Origin of the sequence: Streptomyces sp. NPDC001828 (assembly GCF_042892175.1) — a bacterium.
Taxonomy (GTDB): Bacteria; Actinomycetota; Actinomycetes; order Streptomycetales; family Streptomycetaceae; genus Streptomyces.
In genome coordinates this window covers 184,794-202,619 of the sequence record NZ_JBIATV010000009.1, presented here as the reverse complement: position 1 = coordinate 202,619, position 17,826 = coordinate 184,794, and the positions used below count along the sequence as shown (strand labels likewise).

General features: G+C 69.4%; 13 protein-coding genes. 5 read left to right on the top strand and 8 right to left on the bottom strand.

Annotated features, from left to right (window positions below; genetic code table 11):
- Positions 1-117 precede the first annotated feature (117 nt).
- The gene (arc, locus tag ACFYZA_RS24925) at positions 118-1,884 is read right to left on the bottom strand and encodes a proteasome ATPase (RefSeq protein WP_100577081.1); all 1,767 of its coding nucleotides are present in this window, start codon (positions 1,882-1,884) and stop codon (positions 118-120) included.
- A 240-nt stretch (positions 1,885-2,124) separates the two neighbouring features.
- Between arc and ACFYZA_RS24920 the strand changes: the two genes are divergently transcribed.
- Complete coding sequence (locus ACFYZA_RS24920) at positions 2,125-2,403, top strand: ferredoxin (protein WP_382599925.1); 279 nt, start codon at positions 2,125-2,127, stop codon at positions 2,401-2,403.
- A 53-nt stretch (positions 2,404-2,456) separates the two neighbouring features.
- Here ACFYZA_RS24920 and ACFYZA_RS24915 read toward each other — a convergent pair whose 3' ends face one another.
- The 3 genes from ACFYZA_RS24915 to ACFYZA_RS24905 form a co-directional block, all read right to left on the bottom strand.
- Positions 2,457-3,035, bottom strand: a complete 579-nt coding sequence (locus ACFYZA_RS24915; RefSeq protein WP_382599927.1) for a hypothetical protein — start codon at positions 3,033-3,035, stop codon at positions 2,457-2,459.
- A 187-nt stretch (positions 3,036-3,222) separates the two neighbouring features.
- Positions 3,223-4,110, bottom strand: coding sequence for a tRNA (adenine-N1)-methyltransferase (locus tag ACFYZA_RS24910; protein ID WP_100577078.1), 888 nt, complete (start codon positions 4,108-4,110; stop codon positions 3,223-3,225).
- 57 nt (positions 4,111-4,167) lie between these two features.
- Complete coding sequence (locus ACFYZA_RS24905) at positions 4,168-5,517, bottom strand: site-2 protease family protein (protein WP_382599147.1); 1,350 nt, start codon at positions 5,515-5,517, stop codon at positions 4,168-4,170.
- Between the two features lie 88 nt (positions 5,518-5,605).
- On the opposite strand from ACFYZA_RS24905, the gene ACFYZA_RS24900 reads away from it, so the two are divergent.
- Complete coding sequence (locus ACFYZA_RS24900; protein ID WP_382599149.1) at positions 5,606-6,463, top strand: RecB family exonuclease; 858 nt, start codon at positions 5,606-5,608, stop codon at positions 6,461-6,463.
- A gap of 126 nt (positions 6,464-6,589) precedes the next feature.
- Positions 6,590-7,261 carry a response regulator transcription factor gene (locus tag ACFYZA_RS24895; protein ID WP_053723497.1) on the top strand — a complete coding sequence of 224 codons (672 nt, stop codon included), beginning with the start codon at positions 6,590-6,592 and terminating at the stop codon, positions 7,259-7,261.
- A gap of 221 nt (positions 7,262-7,482) precedes the next feature.
- Here the strand turns inward: ACFYZA_RS24895 and ACFYZA_RS24890 are convergent, their stop codons facing one another.
- The 4 genes from ACFYZA_RS24890 to metH all read right to left on the bottom strand — a co-directional run bounded on the left by ACFYZA_RS24890 (position 7,483) and on the right by metH (position 15,581).
- Complete coding sequence (locus tag ACFYZA_RS24890; RefSeq protein ID WP_382599151.1) at positions 7,483-9,075, bottom strand: ABC transporter substrate-binding protein; 1,593 nt, start codon at positions 9,073-9,075, stop codon at positions 7,483-7,485.
- A gap of 73 nt (positions 9,076-9,148) precedes the next feature.
- Positions 9,149-10,750 (bottom strand): ABC transporter substrate-binding protein, encoded by a 1,602-nt coding sequence (locus ACFYZA_RS24885; RefSeq protein WP_382599153.1) that lies wholly within the window; start codon positions 10,748-10,750, stop codon positions 9,149-9,151.
- A gap of 489 nt (positions 10,751-11,239) precedes the next feature.
- On the bottom strand, positions 11,240-11,941 hold the full coding sequence (locus tag ACFYZA_RS24880) for an HAD family hydrolase (protein WP_382599155.1): 702 nt from the start codon (positions 11,939-11,941) through the stop codon (positions 11,240-11,242).
- 130 nt (positions 11,942-12,071) lie between these two features.
- The gene (gene metH / locus ACFYZA_RS24875; RefSeq protein WP_382599158.1) at positions 12,072-15,581 is read right to left on the bottom strand and encodes a methionine synthase; all 3,510 of its coding nucleotides are present in this window, start codon (positions 15,579-15,581) and stop codon (positions 12,072-12,074) included.
- 289 nt (positions 15,582-15,870) lie between these two features.
- Here metH and ACFYZA_RS24870 point away from each other — a divergent pair, with 289 nt between their 5' ends.
- Both ACFYZA_RS24870 and ACFYZA_RS24865 read left to right on the top strand, forming a co-directional pair.
- On the top strand, positions 15,871-16,635 hold the full coding sequence (locus ACFYZA_RS24870; RefSeq protein WP_382599160.1) for an IclR family transcriptional regulator: 765 nt from the start codon (positions 15,871-15,873) through the stop codon (positions 16,633-16,635).
- Between the two features lie 389 nt (positions 16,636-17,024).
- Positions 17,025-17,807 (top strand): MIP/aquaporin family protein, encoded by a 783-nt coding sequence (locus tag ACFYZA_RS24865; RefSeq protein ID WP_382599162.1) that lies wholly within the window; start codon positions 17,025-17,027, stop codon positions 17,805-17,807.
- The last annotated feature ends 19 nt before the right edge of the window (positions 17,808-17,826 follow it).

Below are 17,826 nucleotides of genomic sequence, written 5' to 3'. Positions count from 1 at the left end.
CTAGAACGCCTTTGCGCTGGTGGGGAGATCAATTCCGTCATTGCTCTTGCTCTGCTTGTGGCCTGAAAAGCAGTCGGCTGCGGATGCCCGCCCGGGCACCCGCAGCCGGCCTGCCTTTTACAGGTACTGACCGGTGTTGGCCACCGTGTCGATGGAGCGCCCGGTGTCCGCGCCCTGCTTTCCGGTGACGAGGGTGCGGATGAATACGATCCGCTCGCCCTTCTTTCCGGAAATCCTGGCCCAGTCGTCCGGGTTGGTGGTGTTCGGCAGATCCTCGTTCTCCTTGAACTCGTCCACGCAAGCCTGGAGGAGGTGGGAGATCCGGAGACCCTTCTGGTTCTGGTCGAGGAAGGCCTTGATGGCCATCTTCTTGGCCCGGTCCACGATGTTCTGGATCATGGCGCCGGAGTTGAAGTCCTTGAAGTACAGGACTTCCTTGTCGCCGTTGGCGTACGTGACTTCCAAGAAGCGGTTCTCCTCGGATTCCGCGTACATCTGCTCCACCACGGACTGGATCATCGCGTGGGTGGTGCCGTCCTTGTCCCCGCCGTGCTCGGCGAGGTCGTCGGCGTGCAGCGGCAGCGAGGACCTGAGGTACTTGGCGAAGATGTCCTTCGCCGCCTCCGCGTCCGGACGCTCGATCTTGATCTTCACGTCCAGCCGGCCGGGCCGCAGGATCGCGGGGTCGATCATGTCCTCGCGGTTGGAGGCGCCGATCACGATGACGTTCTCCAGGCCCTCCACGCCGTCGATCTCGGCGAGCAGCTGCGGGACGATGGTGTTCTCCACGTCCGAGCTGACACCGGATCCGCGGGTGCGGAAGAGCGATTCCATCTCGTCGAAGAAGACGATGACGGGGGTGCCCTCGCTCGCCTTCTCCCGGGCACGCTGGAAGACGAGGCGGATGTGCCGCTCGGTCTCACCGACGTACTTGTTGAGGAGCTCGGGGCCCTTGATGTTGAGGAAGTAGCTCTTCCCCGCGGGCTGGCCGGTCACCTCGGCGACCTTCTTGGCAAGGGAGTTGGCGACCGCCTTGGCGATCAGCGTCTTGCCGCATCCCGGCGGACCGTAGAGCAGGATGCCCTTCGGCGGCCGCAGTTCGTGCTCCTTGAAGAGGTCGGGGTAGAGGTAGGGCAGCTCGACCGCGTCGCGGATCAGCTCGATCTGGTTGCCCAAACCGCCGATCTTGTCGTAGTCGACGTCCGGAACCTCTTCGAGGACGAGCTCCTCGACCTCGCTCTTGGGGACCACTTCGTAGACGTAACCGGACCTGGGTTCCAGCAGGAGCGCATCGCCGGGGCGGATGGTGATGTCCAGGAGCGGCTCGGCGAGCCTCACCACCCGTTCCTCGTCGGTGTGCCCGACCACCAGGGCGCGCTCGCCGTCCTCCAGGATCTCCTTGAGGGTGACGATGTCCCCGGCGCGCTCGAACTCCATGGCCTCGACCACGTTGAGCGCCTCGTTGAGCATGACTTCCTGGCCGCGCCTCAGATCGTCGAGCTCGACGCTGGGGCTGACGTTCACCCGGAGCTTGCGGCCCCCGGTGAAGATGTCGGCGGTGCCGTCCTCGTTGGACTGCAGGAAGACACCGAAGCCGGCCGGCGGCTGTGCGAGCCGGTCGACCTCCTCCTTGAGGGCCACGATCTGGTCGCGGGCCTCACGGAGGGTGTTGGCGAGCCGCTCGTTCTGCGCGGACACGCCCGCCAGACTGGTCTGCAACTCGACGATCCGCTCTTCGAGAATCCTCGTATGACGCGGCGAGTCGGCGAGCTTGCGTCGCAGGACGGCGATTTCCTGCTCTAGATAGGCAACCTGGCCGGCTGGGTCCTCAGACCCCCGCCCGGGCCGGATGCCGCGGTTGATGTCGTCGTCGTGGGCTGCCACGGTCCTCACCTCCTCCAAGGGGAGCTGGACGCTTCCTGACCCTACCTGGGCTGGTGGTGATTGAAACCCCTAGATCACAAAGACTCTGGGGTGTGTCCGATCTTCACCCTTGCGCTTCCCCTCACCTCAGGGGAATACCCACCCAACAACATCGGAAAGCGGGCGGTTGTTATCGTCGATGGGGTCAACACCCGTCAGGGCTGGCACCGATTGATTCACTCGCGCAGGAACGGCAGGGACATGAACGAGGCTCTCGAAGTCTGGATCGACCAGGACCTGTGCACCGGCGACGGCATCTGCGTCCAGTACGCGCCCGAGGTCTTCGAGCTGGACATCGACGGACTCGCGTATGTGAAGAGCTCCGACGACGAGTTGCTGCAGACCCCCCGGGCCACAACGCCCGTGCCGCTGCCGCTCCTCCAGGACGTCGTGGACTCCGCCAAGGAGTGCCCGGGCGACTGCATTCACGTACGTCGGGTTTCGGACAGCGTCGAGGTCTACGGGCCCGACGCGGAGTGAGCGCGGGGTGACCGGCGGCTACGCACGGTCGCCCCGGCGGGCCGCCGCCGGGTTCAGACGCCCAGCGCGTCGGCCCCGGTGGAGCGGACGAACTTCCCGCCCTGCCAGCGCCACTTGACCGCCTGGCGCACATCGGGCTCGAAGCGCGGCACGTCGTCGGAGGAGTAGCCGACCAGGGTCGCCGCCACCACGCCGTCGCGTATCGCGAAGTCGGTGACGGTCTGCTTGCTCTTCGGGTCGACGAGCGTCGCCACCACACGCGGCCGCCCTCCCCCGGCCGCCGGCCGCGTCACCACGTAGACGCCGTTGGGCGGGGTGCCGCCGCCGGCCCGGCAGTGGACGACCGCCACGGTCTCCGGTACGCCGTCGCCGTCGAGGTCGCCCGCCGCCTTCTTCTCCACCACCACGCCCACGGGCCCGCAGTCCAGGGGGAAGGCGACCGTGCCGGGGTCGGGCGCCGCCGCCGTCGTGAGCTGGGCGTCCTGCTTCCCCGGGGTCTGGGAGGCCGTGGCCGCGTCCGGCGTCAGCAGGCCGGCGAGGGCGACCACCGCCGCCATCGCGGTGGCGGTGGCGATCCAGTGCACGGGGCGGGCGTGGGTGTGCGCGAGCTCAGGGACGGCGGCATTCTGCACGCGGGAGGTCTCCTGTGAAGGGCGGTGCGGGTGGTGGGGGTGGCCAGCATCGTGCCACACGTCACAGGTGGGCGGAATACCGGGGCATCAGGCTCAACGTAAAGGCGCCGCCGCCGAGTTCCCGTGTCGGTCCGGGAACTCGGCGGCGGCGCCGGTTCGTTGTACGAGGCTCGGCCCCTGACCGCGGTCAGTCCTTGTTGGGGCCCTCGTAGTCGTCGCCGTACGCGCCCTTGGCGGGGCGGCGGCGGCGCATCGGGGGTTCCACGCCGTCCGCGAGGCGGCGGGCGGTCACCAGGAAGCCGGTGTGGCCGATCATGCGGTGGTCGGGGCGGACGGCCAGGCCCTCGACGTGCCAGTTGCGGATCATCGACTCCCACGGCTGCGGCTCGGCGAAGCAGCCGATCTCGCGGATGGACTCGACGGTGCGCGAGAGCTGGGTGGTGGTCGCCACGTAGCAGCACAGGATGCCGCCGGGGACGAGCGCCTTGGAGACGGCGTCCAGGCACTCCCAGGGAGCCAGCATGTCCAGGATGACGCGGTCCACCTCGGTGTCCGACAGGTTGTCCTGGAGGTCGCCGACGGTGAGCTGCCAGGCGGGGTGCGGTCCGCCGAAGTAACGCTCCACGTTCTGCGTGGCGATCTCGGCGAAGTCCTCGCGGCGCTCGTAGGAGTGCAGCATCCCGTGGTCGCCGATGGCGCGCAGCAGGAAGGCGCTCAGCGAGCCCGAGCCGACCCCTGCCTCGACGACGCGGGCGCCGGCGAAGATGTCGGCGAAGGCCAGGATCTGCCCCGCGTCCTTGGGGTAGACCACGGCGGCGCCGCGGGGCATGGACAGGACGAAGTCGGGGAGCAGGGGGCGCAGCGCGAGGTAGGCGACGTTTCCCGTGGTACGGACAACACTGCCCTCGGGAGCACCGATCAGCTCGTCGTGCGGGAAGGAACCCTTGTGGGTGTGGAAATTCTTCCCGGCTTCGAGCGTGAACGTGTAGTGGCGTCCCTTGGGGTCGGTGAGCTGGACCTGGTCCCCGACCTTGAAGGGCCCGCGACGGCGGGCGGCACCGGTCGGTTCGGACATACGACCAGAGTACCGGCCGTTCCAGGTCTCGAACGCCACGGCGGCGGGGCCGCGCCCCTAGGAGCCGGGCCGCGCCATGGCCGCGACGAAGGCCTTCTCCACGTCTGCCGCCGAGAGCACTCCGTAGATCTCTCCGGTCTCCTCGACGACCAGGTACTCGGTCGCGGGGGTGGCACGCAGGAGGTCGAGGAGCGGCTCTCCGGCGAGTTCGGCCGGGACGTGCATGCCGTCGGTGAGGTCCTGGGCGAGGCCGCTGACGGCGACCCAGGGGCGCCGGTGTTCGGGGACGCCGACGATCGCCGCCTCGCGGACGAGGCCGGTCGGGTCGCCGTGTCCGTCGACGACGACCAGGGCGCGGGCGCCGGCCTCGTTGGCGCGGCGCAGCGCCTCGGAGAGCGGGGTGGTGGACTCCACGGGGACGGCGCGCCGGGTGAGGGTGCGGGCCCGCAGCTCGGGGAGGTGTTCGCGCAGCCTGGCCATGCGCAGGCTGTTGCCGGCGCCGGTCCAGATGATCGCGGCGAGGATGGCCGCGAGCAGCGCGTCGGTGACGGTGTCCATGCCGCTGACCTCGTCGGGCGAGTTGCCCAGCGCCCCGGTCTGGGTGAGCAGCGGCAGGCCGATCAGGACGGTGACGGCGAGCGCGCGGCCGACCCAGGCGGCGGCGACGGTGCCGCTCATGGGCCGCCCGGTGATCTTCCACACGACGGCCCGCAGCATCCGGCCGCCGTCCAGGGGCAGGCCCGGCAGCAGGTTGAATCCGGCCACGATGAGGTTGGAGACCATCAGGCCGGCCAGCAGTACGCCGGGGACGGTGCCGGGTTCGACGGCCTTCATGCCGAGGTAGAAGACGCCGGACAGGACGAGCGAGAGCAGCGGGCCGACGAAGGCGAGGACGAACTCGCGGCCCGGCGTCTCGGTCTCCTTCTCGATCTCGGAGACGCCGCCGAAGAACTGGAGCTGGATGCGGCGCACCGGCAGCTCGAAGCGGAGGGCCGCCACCGTGTGGGCGAGTTCGTGGACCAGGACGGAGGCGTAGAAGGCCACGGCGAAGAAGAGGGACACGAGGTAGCGGGCCGCGCCGAGTTCGGGCAGGACGCGGTCGAGCTGGCCGCCGAAGACCCAGGTGATGAGGGCCGCGACCAGGAACCAGCTGGGGGCGACGTAGACGGGCACCCCGAACGGGCGGCCCATCAGGATCCCGCCACCGGGGCCCGAGCGCGGCTGCCTGCCCTTGCCAGGACCTCCGCCGCCGGGGGACTTGCCCGCCGCGCCGGACCGCGGCCGTCCGCGCTCGCCGCTCTCGCCGCTGTCTTCCACGGGTTCCCTTCGTCGGTACGATGCCTGCTCCGGGAAACCTGCCCCGGAGCCCCGGCCGGACTCTCTTCGTCCGCCGAATGTTCGCTGCATGGTGCGATGTCCCGATCATGCAGGGTGAGGGCGCCTGTCGTCGATGGTATTCCGCTCGCTGTCAGTGGCGGGTCGTAGGGTCTGTGTCATGAGTACGAGTACCGGTGGGGCCGCCGCCGCACAGCAGCCGACCGCGCTGTCGCCGTCGCGGGCGAACGACTTCATGCAGTGCCCCCTCCTGTACCGGTTCCGGGTGATCGACCGGCTGCCCGAGAAGCCGAGCGAGGCGGCCACGCGCGGCACCCTGGTGCACGCCGTTCTGGAGCGCCTCTTCGACGATCCCGCGGCCGAGCGCACCGCGCCGCGCGCCAAGTCGATGATCCCGGGGCAGTGGGACCGGCTGCTCGAATCGAAGCCGGAGCTCACCGAGTTGTTCGCCGAGGACACCGGGGGCGAGCGGCTCGCGCAGTGGCTGGGCGAGGCCGAGCGGCTGGTGGAGCGCTGGTTCTCGCTGGAGGACCCGACCCGCCTTGAGCCGGTGGAGCGGGAGTTCTTCGTCGAGACCGAGCTGGATTCGGGGCTGCGGCTGCGCGGCGTCATCGACCGGGTGGACGTGGCGCCCACCGGCGAGGTCCGCATCGTCGACTACAAGACGGGCAAGGCCCCCCGGCCGCAGTACGCGGAGGGCGCGCTCTTCCAGATGAAGTTCTACGCCCTGGTGGTGTGGCGGCTCAAGCAGGTCGTGCCGCGCCGGCTCCAGCTGGTGTACCTGGGCAGTGGGGACGTGCTGACGTACGACCCGGTCGAGGCGGACCTGGTGCAGGTGGAGCGGAAGCTGCTCGCGCTGTGGGAGGCGATCCGGCTCGCCACCGAGACGGGCGACTGGCGGCCGAGGCCCACGAAGCTGTGCGGCTGGTGCGACCATCAGGCGGTCTGTCCGGAATTCGGGGGGACTCCCCCGGTATACCCGCTGGCCATCACCGTGGCGTCAGATTCGGCAGGCTGAGTTCCATCGGCGGCCTCCGGCCGGGGTGCTTCCCGGGAGGCGTCCGCCGGGGCCGTGCCCGGCCGTGTCCACCCCGGGTGAGCAGGGCAGAATGGGCCCGGTCCAGCAACCTGATGAGGAGTACCCGTGGCGATCCGCGTCCTACTGGTCGACGACCAGCCGCTGCTGCGCACCGGCTTCCGGATGATCCTGGAGGCCGAGCAGGACATCGCGGTGGTCGGCGAGGCCGGTGACGGTCTGCAGGCCCTCGATCAGGTGCGGGCGCTCCAGCCCGATGTGGTCCTCATGGACATCCGGATGCCCCGGATGGACGGGGTGGAGGCGACGCGGCAGATCAGCGGACCCGGCAAGGACGGCCCCGCGAAGGTGCTGGTGCTGACCACGTTCGACCTCGACGAGTACGTGGTGGAGGCGCTCAAGGCGGGGGCCAGCGGCTTCCTTCTGAAGGACGCGCCCGCCAATGAGCTGGTCCAGGCGATCCGGGTGGTCGCGGCCGGCGAGGCGATGCTGGCGCCGTCGATCACGCGGCGGCTGCTCGACAAGTACGCCGACCACCTGCCGTCCGGCGAGGAGCCGGTGCCGGACACCCTGCACACGCTGACCGACCGTGAGGTCGAGGTCCTGAAGCTGGTCGCCCGTGGCCTCTCCAACGCGGAGATCGCGGCGGACCTCTTCGTCAGCGAGACGACGGTCAAGACGCACGTGGGGCATGTGCTGACGAAGCTGGGGCTGCGGGATCGGGTACAGGCGGCGGTCTACGCGTACGAGAGCGGGCTGGTTCGGCCGGGTGCCCAGTAGGTAGGGCGGGGCGGCTCCCCGAGGCACCGGGGGCTCCGCCCCTCGACCCCGGCTCCTCAAACGCCGGAGGGGCTTCCTCTGTGCGTCCACCGCAGGTTGTACGTGGCTGGTCGCGCAGTTCCTCGCGCCCCTTGGCGGGGCTGACAGCAGACCGCCCTCGCGCCCGCGCGGCGGGGCCGCTGGTGTCGCGGGCCCGTGTGCTCGGCGGGGGCGGTCTCGGCTCAGCCCTTCTTGATTTCCCAGAAGCGGAAGACCGTTGACGCGTCCAGGGTCCACTCCAGGCCGGTGATTCCCGTGCGGGCCACCGCGTACTGCTTGCCCTGCCACAGGGGCAGGACCGGGAGTTCGTCGGCCACGATGTCCTGGAGCTTGGCGAACTCGCCCTCCGTGGCGGCGCGGTCGGCGGTGCCCGCGGTCGCCGGCAGGATCTCGTCGGTGATCTGCTTGTTCGTGTAGTTGTTGGACAGCACGTTGCCCTTGCCGAAGAACGGCAGGGTGAAGTTGTCCGGGTCCGGATAGTCGGGGACCCAGCCCTTCACGTAGACGCCGTACTTGCCGGCCTCGATGTCCTTCTCGTACTGCTTGAACTCGACCGACTTCACGTCCGCGTCGAACAGGCCGCTCGCGTTGAGCTGCCCCGCGATCGCCTTCAACTCGTCGTCCGTGGACGGTCCGTAGCGGCTCGGCGTGGACCACAGGGTGAGCTTCACCTTGCCGCTGATGCCCGCCGAGTGCAGCGCCGCCTTCGCCTTGACCGGGTCGGGGCTGCCCCCGTACTGGTCGAACAGGGCCGTGGTGTGGGCGGTGATGCCGCTGGGGACGACCGAGTACAGCGGGGTCGCCGTGGACGAGTACACATCGCGCACCAGGGCCTCGCGGTCGACGAGGTAGGCGATGGCCTTGCGCACCCCGAGCTTGCCCGCGACCGGGTCCTTCATGTTGAAGACCAGGTCCTGGACCTCGGCGCTGGTGCCCTCGACCACGTTGACGCCCTGCTTGCCGGCGGTCGTCGAGGTCTGCAGCGCGGCGGTGTCCTTGGCCGTGAGGCCTCGGTAGGCGAGGTCGATCTCGCCCTTGTTGAGGGCGGCGGCCAGGCCCTTCTGGTCACCGTGGAACAGCTTCACGGTCAGACCGGAGTTCTTGGCCTTGACCGTGCCCTCGTAGGAGGAGTTGACCGAGAAGTCGGCCTGCTTCTCGCCGAAGGAGTCCAGCTTGTAGACGCCGGAGCCGACCGCCTTGCCGTCGGTGCGCAGCTTGTCGGCCGGGTACTCCTTGTGGTCGACGATCGAGCCGGCACCGGAGGCGATCTTGCTGGGGAAGGTGGCGTCCGGAACCTTGAGGTGGAAGACGACCGTCTTCGCGTCCGGGGTGTCGACCTTGCCGAGGGTGGCGAGCATCGGCGCCGGGCCGCTGTCGTCGTTGATCTTCAGCACGCGCTCGAAGGAGTACTTGACGTCCTCGGAGGTCAGCGCGTCACCGTTGCTGAACTTGAGCCCCGGGCGCAGGGTGCAGCGGTAGACCGTGGACCCGCCCCGGTCGAAGCCGCACGCCTGCGCGGCCTCGGGCTGCGGCGTCGAGCTGCCCTTGGGGAAGCTGAGCAGGGACTGGAAGACGTTGTTGAAAAGGAGCCACGAGCCCGGGTCGTAGCCGGAGGCGGGGTCGGTGGCCAGGATGTCGTCGGACATCCCCATGACCACCGAACCGCCGCCGCCGGAGGCCGCGCCGCCACCCTGCTGCGTCCCACAGCCACTCACGAGACCGGCCGCCACACCCGCCGCGAGCGGGGCGGTCAGCCATCGGTTTCGTATCTTCACCTGCACGTGCCTCACAGTCCTGCTGACGGGGATGTCCGCCCGGCGCGCAAGGGGACCGCGGCCGGGTCCTGCGTTACTTCTTGCCGCGCCCGAGTTCCCACAGCTGAAGGTCGGACGAGGAGTTGATGGCCCACTCGGTGCCGGTGATGTCGGTGCGGGCCGCGACGTACTGCTTGCCCTGCCACAGCGGGATGACCGGGACTTCGTTCGCGACGATGTCCTGGATCTGCTCGAAGGGCTTCGCCGCCTGGTTGCGGTCGGCGGCCACCCGCGACTGCGGGATCAGGGTGTTGCGGATGTCGTTGCTGACGTACGGGGTGTTGAGGAAGTTGTCCTTGCCGAAGAACGGCGCCACGAAGTTGTCCGGGTCCGGGAAGTCGGGGAACCAGCCGAGGCCGTAGACCGCGTACTCGCCCTTCTTCTGCGCGGGGCGGAACTTCGACCACTCGGTGCCCTGGATCGTCGTGCTGAACAGGCCGGTCGCGTTCAGCTGCGCCGACAGGTTCTTGAACTCGTCCTCGGTGATCGAACCGTAGTGGTCCTTGGTGTAGTTGAGGGTGAGCTTGACCGGCGTCGAGATGTTGGCGCTCTTCAGGATGTTCTGCGCCTTGGCCTTGCTGGCCTCGCCGTACTTGTTGAAGAACGAGTTGGTGTGGCCGGCGATCGAGGTCGGGATCAGCGAGTAGAGCGGCTCGGCGGTCTGCCCGTACACCTTGCTCACCAGCTGGTTGCGGTCGATGGCCTGGGCCATCGCCTCGCGCACCGCCTTGTTCTTCACCGCCGGGTCGTCGGTGTTGAAGCCGAGGTAGCGGATCTCAAGGCCGGGCATCTCGACGAGGTTGACGTCCTTGCTGGGGCTGACCTGCATCTGCTGGATCTGCCCGGGCGTCATGGCGCGCGCCATCAGGTCGATGTCGCCCTTGGCGAGGGCGGCGCCCATGGCCTCGGCGGTCGGGAAGGAACGCAGCTCGACCTTGTCGTTCGCGAACTTCACATCACCCTTGTAGTTCGGGTTCTTGGTGAAGGTGAACTTCTCGACCTGCTCGCCCTTGATGTCGGCCTTCATCGTGTACGGCCCGGAGCCGTCCATCTCGAAGCCGTCGCGGAGCTTCTTGGGCTGGTACTTGTCCTTCTGCACGATCCCCGCGGCGGGCGTCGCGAGCTTGTACGGGAAGGTGGCGTCCGGCGTCTTGAGATGGAAGACGATCTCGGCGTCGCCCTTGGTCTCCATGGTGTCGATGTTGTCGAGGAGACCGGCGGGGCCGTTGTCGTCCTTGATGTCGAGCACACGCTGGATCGAGTACTTCACGTCGTCGGCGGTCACCTTGGTGCCGTCCGCGAACTCGAGGCCGCCGCGCAGGGTGCAGCGGTAGCTCTCGTTCTCCTTGTCGGTGAAGTTGCAGGAGGAGGCGGCGTCCGGGACGGGCAGACCGCCACCGCGCGGCACGTGGACCAGCGACTGCGTGGTCTGCCGCATGACGTTCCAGATGCCGGTCTCGTACGCGTGGGCCGGATCGAAGGGGGCAGGGGCGTCCTTGGTTGCCACGAACTGGTCCGTGGTGCCCACGACGATGGTCTTCCCGCCGTCTCCCCCGCTCTCCGATCCGCCGCAGGCGGCGAGTACGGGAGCGAGCAGGCCCACTACGGCCGGCAGCACCAAAGTCTTGCGGTTCATCCTGGACGATCTCCCTTGTCCGGCACTTTGGGGTACAGCTGTGTACGGGACACTCCGCCGCGTCCGCCCGTTCGGGGCGGGGCGATCGGGCCGGGTTTGTGCGATCGGACCTGCGCTCCCGTCCACTGGGTGTGCGGCGGGGCAGATGAGGGTGCGGCGAAGTTCTCGAATGAGATTAGTGCTCGCCGCACGAAAAGCTGGAACTGGCTCTGGTGCACGGGGAATCAATCCGTCCGCCCCAATAGCGGCCCGCCGATATCGGGGTGCCGGAATGTTTCGTACACCGGATCACCAAACGGGACACAAGGGTGCGCCCAGGGGGCCTGGAGTGCCCGGACCGGGCTTCTGTCGACCCCTGGTCAGGTGACGAACGTCACCCCGTGAGCCTCTTTGACAGGGCGTGAATTCGATCTGTGGAGGTCACGGAAAATGCACGCGCGGCTGCGATGAGTTTCTACCGTATTCAACGGCCCACGCTCGGTGAACAGCTCAGTTCAGACGCGTGATCAGGGTGCGCAGAAAGGCCAGGTCGACCTCTTCGAGGGAGTCGACCACGACCCGGCCCTCGGCCGCCTCGATGGGGGCGACCGAGGGCACCGCGACCACCCGGCAGCCGGCCGCCTCGGCGGCGGCGACCCCGGTGGCGGTGTCCTCCACGACGGCGCATCTGGCCGGGTCGGCGCCGAGCCCGCGGGCCGCTACCAGATACGGGTCGGGGTGCGGCTTGGTGCGGGCCACCTCGTCGCCCGCGACGGTCAGGGCGAAGTGGGACGGGCCGAGCGAGTGCACGATCTTGTCGATGATGCGGCGGTGCGAGGCGGAGACCAGGGCGGTGGGGACGCGGTGGGCGGCCAGCTCGGCGAGCAGCCGCGCGGCACCCGGCATCAGCGGCACCCCGCGGGCGATCCGGGCCTCGAAGCGGTCGTTGAGCAGTACGGTCAGCTCGGCCAGGGTGATGTCCGCGCCCGTGGCCTCGATGAGGAAGCCCGCGCTGCGCGTCATGGGCCCGCCCACCACGATGTCCCGCCACGACTCGTCCAGGACGTGCCCCAGGGACGCGAAGGCCTCGCGCTCGGCGTCCCACCAGAAGCCCTCGGTGTCGACGAGCGTGCCGTCCATGTCGAGGAAGACGGCCTGGAGCGCGGAGCCTTCGGCCGTCAGAGTCATGGCTGTGGGGACCGTACTGGTCATCGGCACACCTCCTGAAGGGACGAGAAGGCCGGTCGCCTTCCCCAGCGGGGAAAAGCGACCGGCCTTTTACTGGGCCGACCAGTGTACGTCCGGTCCGCTGAACGTGCGCTGAATTAACCGGGGCGCCCGGTCATCGGGCGTTGAAGTACTTGGCTTCGGGGTGGTGGATGACGATGGCGTCGGTGGACTGCTCGGGGTGGAGCTGGAACTCCTCGGAGAGGTGGACTCCGATCCGCTCCGGTTCGAGCAGCTCGGCGATCTTGGCCCGGTCCTCCAGGTCGGGGCAGGCCCCGTAGCCGAGCGAGAAGCGCGCGCCGCGGTACTTGAGCGCGAACATGTCCTCCACGTCGGAGGGGTCCTCGCCCGCGAAGCCGAGCTCGGAGCGGACCCGGGCGTGCCAGTACTCGGCGAGCGCCTCGGCCAACTGGACGGACAGGCCGTGCAGTTCGAGGTAGTCGCGGTAGGAGTTGGCCTCGAAGAGCTTGGCCGTCTCCTCGCCGATCCGGGAGCCGACGGTGACGACCTGGAGGCCGACCACGTCCACCTCGCCGGACTCCTCCGGGCGGAAGAAGTCCGCGAGGCACAGGCGGCGGCCGCGGCGCTGGCGCGGGAAGGTGAAGCGGGTGCGCTCGCTGCCGTCGTCGTTCAGCAGGATCAGGTCGTCGCCCTTGGACACGCACGGGAAGTAGCCGTGTACGACGGCCGCCTCCAGGAGGCCTTCGGTGTGCAGCTTGTCGAGCCAGCCGCGCAGGTGCGGGCGGCCCTCGGTCTCCACCAGCTCCTCGTAGGTGGGCCCGCCCTTGCGGGCCTCCTTCAGGCCCCACTGGCCCTTGAACAGCGCGCCCTCGTCGAGCCAGGACGCGTAGTCCTTGAGCGGGATGCCCTTGACGACGCGGGTGCCCCAGAACGGCGGGGTGGGCACCGGGTTGTCGACGGCCACGTCCGAGCGCACCGAGCCCTCGGGCTCCTCGGCCTCCACGACCGGTGTGTCCCGCTTGGGCACCCGGCGCTGCTTGAGCTCGGGCAGTACGGCTCCGGGCACGCCGCGCTTGACGCCGATCAGGGCGTCCATGAGCCGCAGGCCCTCGAACGCGTCGCGGGCGTAACGGACTTCGCCCTCGTAGATCTCGTGCAGGTCCTGCTCGACGTAGGCCCGGGTCAGGGCCGCGCCGCCGAGGATGACCGGGTAGTCGGCCGCCAGCTTGCGCTGGTTCAGCTCCTCCAGGTTCTCCTTCATGATCACGGTGGACTTGACCAGGAGGCCGGACATGCCGATGACGTCGGCGCGGTGCTCCTCTGCGGCGTCCAGGATCGCCGAGACCGGCTGCTTGATGCCGAGGTTGACGACGTTGTAGCCGTTGTTGGACAGGATGATGTCGACGAGGTTCTTGCCGATGTCGTGGACGTCGCCGCGCACGGTGGCCAGCACGATCGTGCCCTTGCCGTCCGCGTCGGACTTCTCCATGTGCGGCTCCAGATGGGCGACCGCGGACTTCATGACCTCGGCGGACTGGAGCACGAACGGCAGCTGCATCTGGCCGGAGCCGAACAGCTCGCCGACCACCTTCATGCCCGCCAGCAGCGTGTTGTTCACGATGTCGAGGGCCGGGGTGGACTGGAGCGCCTCGTCGAGGTCGGCCTCCAGGCCGTTCTTCTCGCCGTCGATGATGCGGCGCTGGAGCCGCTCCTCCAGCGGCAGGGCCAGGAGCTCCTCGGCCTTGCCCGCCTTCATCGACTTCATGTTGACGCCCTCGAACAGCTCCATGAGCTTCTGCAGGGGGTCGTAGCCCTCGGCGCGCCGGTCGTAGATCAGGTCGAGCGCGACCTTGACCTGCTCCTCCTCCAGGCGCGCGATCGGCAGGATCTTGGAGGCGTGCACGATCGCCGAGTCCAGGCCGGCCTTGACGCACTCGTCGAGGAACACGGAGTTGAGGACGACACGGGCGGCCGGGTTGAGGCCGAAGGAGATGTTGGACAGGCCCAGCGTGGTCTGCACGTCGGGGTGGCGGCGCTTGAGCTCACGGATCGCCTCGATGGTGGCGATGCCGTCCCCGCGCGACTCCTCCTGGCCGGTGCAGATGGTGAAGGTCAGGGCGTCGATGAGGATGTCCGACTCGTGCACCCCCCAGTTGCCGGTCAGGTCCGCGATCAGGCGCTCGGCGATGGCGACCTTGGTCTCGACGGTGCGGGCCTGGCCCTCCTCGTCGATGGTCAGCGCGATCAGCGCGGCCCCGTGCTCGGCGGCCAGGGCGGTGACCTTCGCGAAGCGGGACTCGGGCCCGTCGCCGTCCTCGTAGTTCACGGAGTTGATGACCGCCCGGCCGCCCAGCTTCTCCAACCCGGCCCGGAGCACGGGGAGTTCGGTCGAGTCGAGCACGAGGGGCAGGGTGGAGGCGGTCGCGAAGCGGCCGGCCAGCTCGGCCATGTCGGCCACGCCGTCCCGGCCCACGTAGTCCACGCACAGGTCGAGCATGTGCGCGCCCTCGCGGATCTGGTCCCGGGCCATCTCCACGCAGTCGTCCCAGCGGCCCTCCAGCATGGCCTCGCGGAACTTCTTCGAGCCGTTGGCGTTCGTCCGCTCGCCGATGGCCAGGTAGGAGGTGTCCTGGCGGAACGGCACGGTCTGGTAGAGCGAGGCCGCGCCCGGCTCCGGGCGCGGATCCCGCTCGCTCGGCACCTCGCCGCGCACCCGGTCCACGACCTGGCGCAGGTGCTCGGGGGTCGTACCGCAGCAGCCGCCGACCAGGGACAGGCCGTAGTCGCGGACGAAGTTCTCCTGCGCGTCCGCCAGGCCCTCGGCGTCGAGCGGGAAGTGGGCGCCGTCCTTGGTCAGGACGGGCAGACCGGCGTTGGGCATGCAGAGCAGCGGGATGCGGGAGTGCCGGGTCAGATAGCGCAGGTGCTCGCTCATCTCGGCGGGGCCGGTCGAGCAGTTCAGGCCGATCATGTCGACGCCGAGCGGTTCGAGCGCGGTCAGGGCCGCGCCGATCTCGGAGCCCAGCAGCATCGTGCCGGTCGTCTCGAAGGCGAGCGAGACGAGGAGCGGCAGGTCGGCGCCGGCCGCCTCCATGGCGCGGCGGGCGCCGAGGATCGCGGACTTGGTCTGGAGCAGGTCCTGGGTGGTCTCGACGATCAGAGCGTCCGCGCCGCCCTCGATCAGGCCCTCGGCGTTCGCCTGGAAGCCGTCGCGCAGCGCGGGGTAGCCGATGTGGCCCAGGGTCGGCAGCTTGGTGCCGGGGCCGATGGAGCCGAGCACCCAGCGCTGCTGCCCGGTCGAGGCGGTGAACTCGTCGGCCACCTCGCGGGCGATGCGGGCGCCCGCCTCCGACAGCTCGTGCACCCGCTCGGGGATGTCGTACTCGCTCATCGCGGTGTGGTTGGCGCCGAAGGTGTTGGTCTCCACGCAGTCCACGCCGACCGAGAAGTACGCCTCGTGCACGGTGCGCACGATGTCGGGCCGGGTCACGTTCAGGACCTCGTTGCAGCCCTCGAGGTCCTGGAAGTCCTCCAGGGTGGGATCCTGCGCCTGCAGCATCGTGCCCATGGCACCGTCGGCCACCACCACCCGGGTGGCGAGCGCCTCGCGGAGGGCGTCGATACGGGTCCGGCTGTCAGCGGAAGGGGTCGGCAACGAGGCCATGGATGTACTCCCTGGAGTGCGACGGCTGTCGGCTTTGCGCCGTCCGGCAGGAGGGCGCACGCGGCCAGCGTAACCGGGCGGCCCCGACCCGCGCGCGGGTGTATCGGGGGGTGGACCTCGGCTGCGGGGCGGCCAGGAGTCGTCCCCAAGGGGTGGGAGCGGTGGCGCACACCGTGACACGAGGTCGACAACGGCCGATACTGTTCAGCATTGTCGAACCAGTCATGTCAGAGCCGGCCACTTCAGGAACGACAGCCGGTTCAGCAGTGCCCGAAAGGGAGGGAGCGCGATGGCGCGCAACATCCAGTCGCTCGAACGGGCGGCCGCCATGCTGCGGCTGCTCGCGGGCGGCGAGCGACGGCTCGGCCTGTCCGACGTGGCCTCCTCGCTGGGCCTGGCCAAGGGCACCGCGCACGGAATCCTGCGCACTCTGCAGGCCGAGGGCTTCGTGGAGCAGGACCCGGCGTCGGGCCGCTACCAGCTGGGCGCCGAGCTGCTGCGCCTGGGCAACAGCTACCTGGACGTCCACGAGCTGCGGGCGCGCGCCCTGGTGTGGACGGACGACCTGGCGCGGTCCAGCGGCGAGAGCGTGTACGTGGGGGTGCTCCACCAGCAGGGCGTGCTGATCATGCACCACGTCTTCCGGCCCGACGACAGCCGCCAGGTCCTGGAGGTCGGGGCCATGCAGCCGCTGCACTCCACGGCCCTGGGCAAGGTGCTCTCGGCGTACGACCCGGTGGCGCACACCGAGGCCGTGGACAACGCGCACGAGGCGTTCACACCCGGCACCGTCACCTCGGCCGACGGCTTCGAGGAGCTGCTCGCGCTGACCCGGGCGCGCGGCTGGGGCTCGGACGTCGAGGAGACCTGGGTGGGCGTCGCCTCGGTGGCCGCCCCGATCCACGACCGGCGCAGGATGCCGGTGGGCGCGGTGGGCGTCACGGGCGCGGTGGAGCGCGTCTGCAAGGAGGGCGAGGTGCGGCCCGAGCTGGTGGCCGCGGTACGCGACTGCGCCCGCGCGGTCTCGCGGGACCTCGGCGCCGGCCGCTTCTAGCGCCTCCCGCCCGGCCCGCGGGCCCCGTACGACGCACTGCCGACCCCCGGGCGCCCCAGGGGCGCCCGCCCCGAGGAGCCGCGCCGAGGAGCCCCGTCCGGGGCTCGCGCGAGCACTTCGAGTTGCCCCCGGACCCGGGTCGGCGTTTGGTGGTTCGTACCACCTGGTAACGATCGGGATTCCAGTCACAGAAGTATTGACGTGCAGTTAACCCGAGGGCAAAACTGCCGTTCAGCGGTCGGCATTGTCGAACACCTACCGGCAATACGAGTTAGAGTGTGACAACGCCAAGGGCCGGCAGTCCTCAACTCGAGGGCGCGGAACACCGGAGGGACCCGGTGCTCTGCCTGTTGGGGTTTCCCCCTGGACGAAGGACAAAGGAGTCGCGGATGTCCAGCCACGACATCTTCATCGGCGAGACCATAGGTACCGCCATACTGATCCTGCTCGGCGGCGGCGTCTGCGCCGCCGTCACCCTGAAGCGTTCGAAGGCGCGCAACGCCGGCTGGCTCGCGATCACCTTCGGGTGGGGCTTCGCGGTCCTGACCGGCGCCTACATCTCGGCCCCGCTCTCGGGCGCCCACCTCAACCCCGCGGTGACCCTTGGTCTCGCGATCGAGGGCGGCACCAAGTGGAGCGACGTCCCCGTGTACCTCGGCGGACAGATCCTCGGCGCCATGATCGGCGCGGTGCTCGTGTGGCTCGCCTACTACGGCCAGTTCCACGCGCACCTGACCGACCCCGAGATCGTGGGCGAGGGCGAGGGCAAGTCCGTCGAGGCCCGTGAGAACGCGGCGGGCCCCGTGCTCGGCGTCTTCTCGACCGGTCCGGAGATCCGCAACGTGGTCCAGAACCTCGTCACGGAGATCATCGCCACGTTCGTCCTGGTCCTCGCGATCCTGACGCAGGGCCTGAACGGCGACGGCAAGGGCCTCGGTGTGATCGGCGTCCTCATCACCGCGCTCGTCGTGGTCGGCATCGGCCTCTCGATCGGCGGTCCGACCGGATACGCCATCAACCCGGTCCGTGACCTCGGCCCCCGCATCGTGCACTCCCTGCTCCCGCTGCCCAACAAGGGCGGCTCTGACTGGAGCTACGCGTGGATCCCGGTCGTCGGCCCGCTGATCGGCGGAGCGATCGCCGGTGGCATCTACAACATCGCCTTCGCCTGACGAGACACGACGCGATCCC

Excerpts from the sequence above, each read along its gene's own strand:
- ACFYZA_RS24870 (WP_382599160.1), top strand. The coding sequence starts at position 15,871 with ATGGCGCGCAACATCCAGTCGCTCGAACGGGCGGCCGCCATGCTGCGG.
- ACFYZA_RS24910 (WP_100577078.1), bottom strand. The coding sequence starts at position 4,110 with ATGTCCGAACCGACCGGTGCCGCCCGCCGTCGCGGGCCCTTCAAGGTC.
- ACFYZA_RS24905 (WP_382599147.1), bottom strand. The coding sequence starts at position 5,517 with ATGCAGCGAACATTCGGCGGACGAAGAGAGTCCGGCCGGGGCTCCGGG.
- metH (WP_382599158.1), bottom strand. The coding sequence starts at position 15,581 with ATGGCCTCGTTGCCGACCCCTTCCGCTGACAGCCGGACCCGTATCGAC.
- ACFYZA_RS24920 (WP_382599925.1), top strand. The coding sequence starts at position 2,125 with ATGAACGAGGCTCTCGAAGTCTGGATCGACCAGGACCTGTGCACCGGC.
- ACFYZA_RS24900 (WP_382599149.1), top strand. The coding sequence starts at position 5,606 with ATGAGTACGAGTACCGGTGGGGCCGCCGCCGCACAGCAGCCGACCGCG.
- ACFYZA_RS24880 (WP_382599155.1), bottom strand. The coding sequence starts at position 11,941 with ATGACCAGTACGGTCCCCACAGCCATGACTCTGACGGCCGAAGGCTCC.
- ACFYZA_RS24865 (WP_382599162.1), top strand. The coding sequence starts at position 17,025 with ATGTCCAGCCACGACATCTTCATCGGCGAGACCATAGGTACCGCCATA.
- ACFYZA_RS24885 (WP_382599153.1), bottom strand. The coding sequence starts at position 10,750 with ATGAACCGCAAGACTTTGGTGCTGCCGGCCGTAGTGGGCCTGCTCGCT.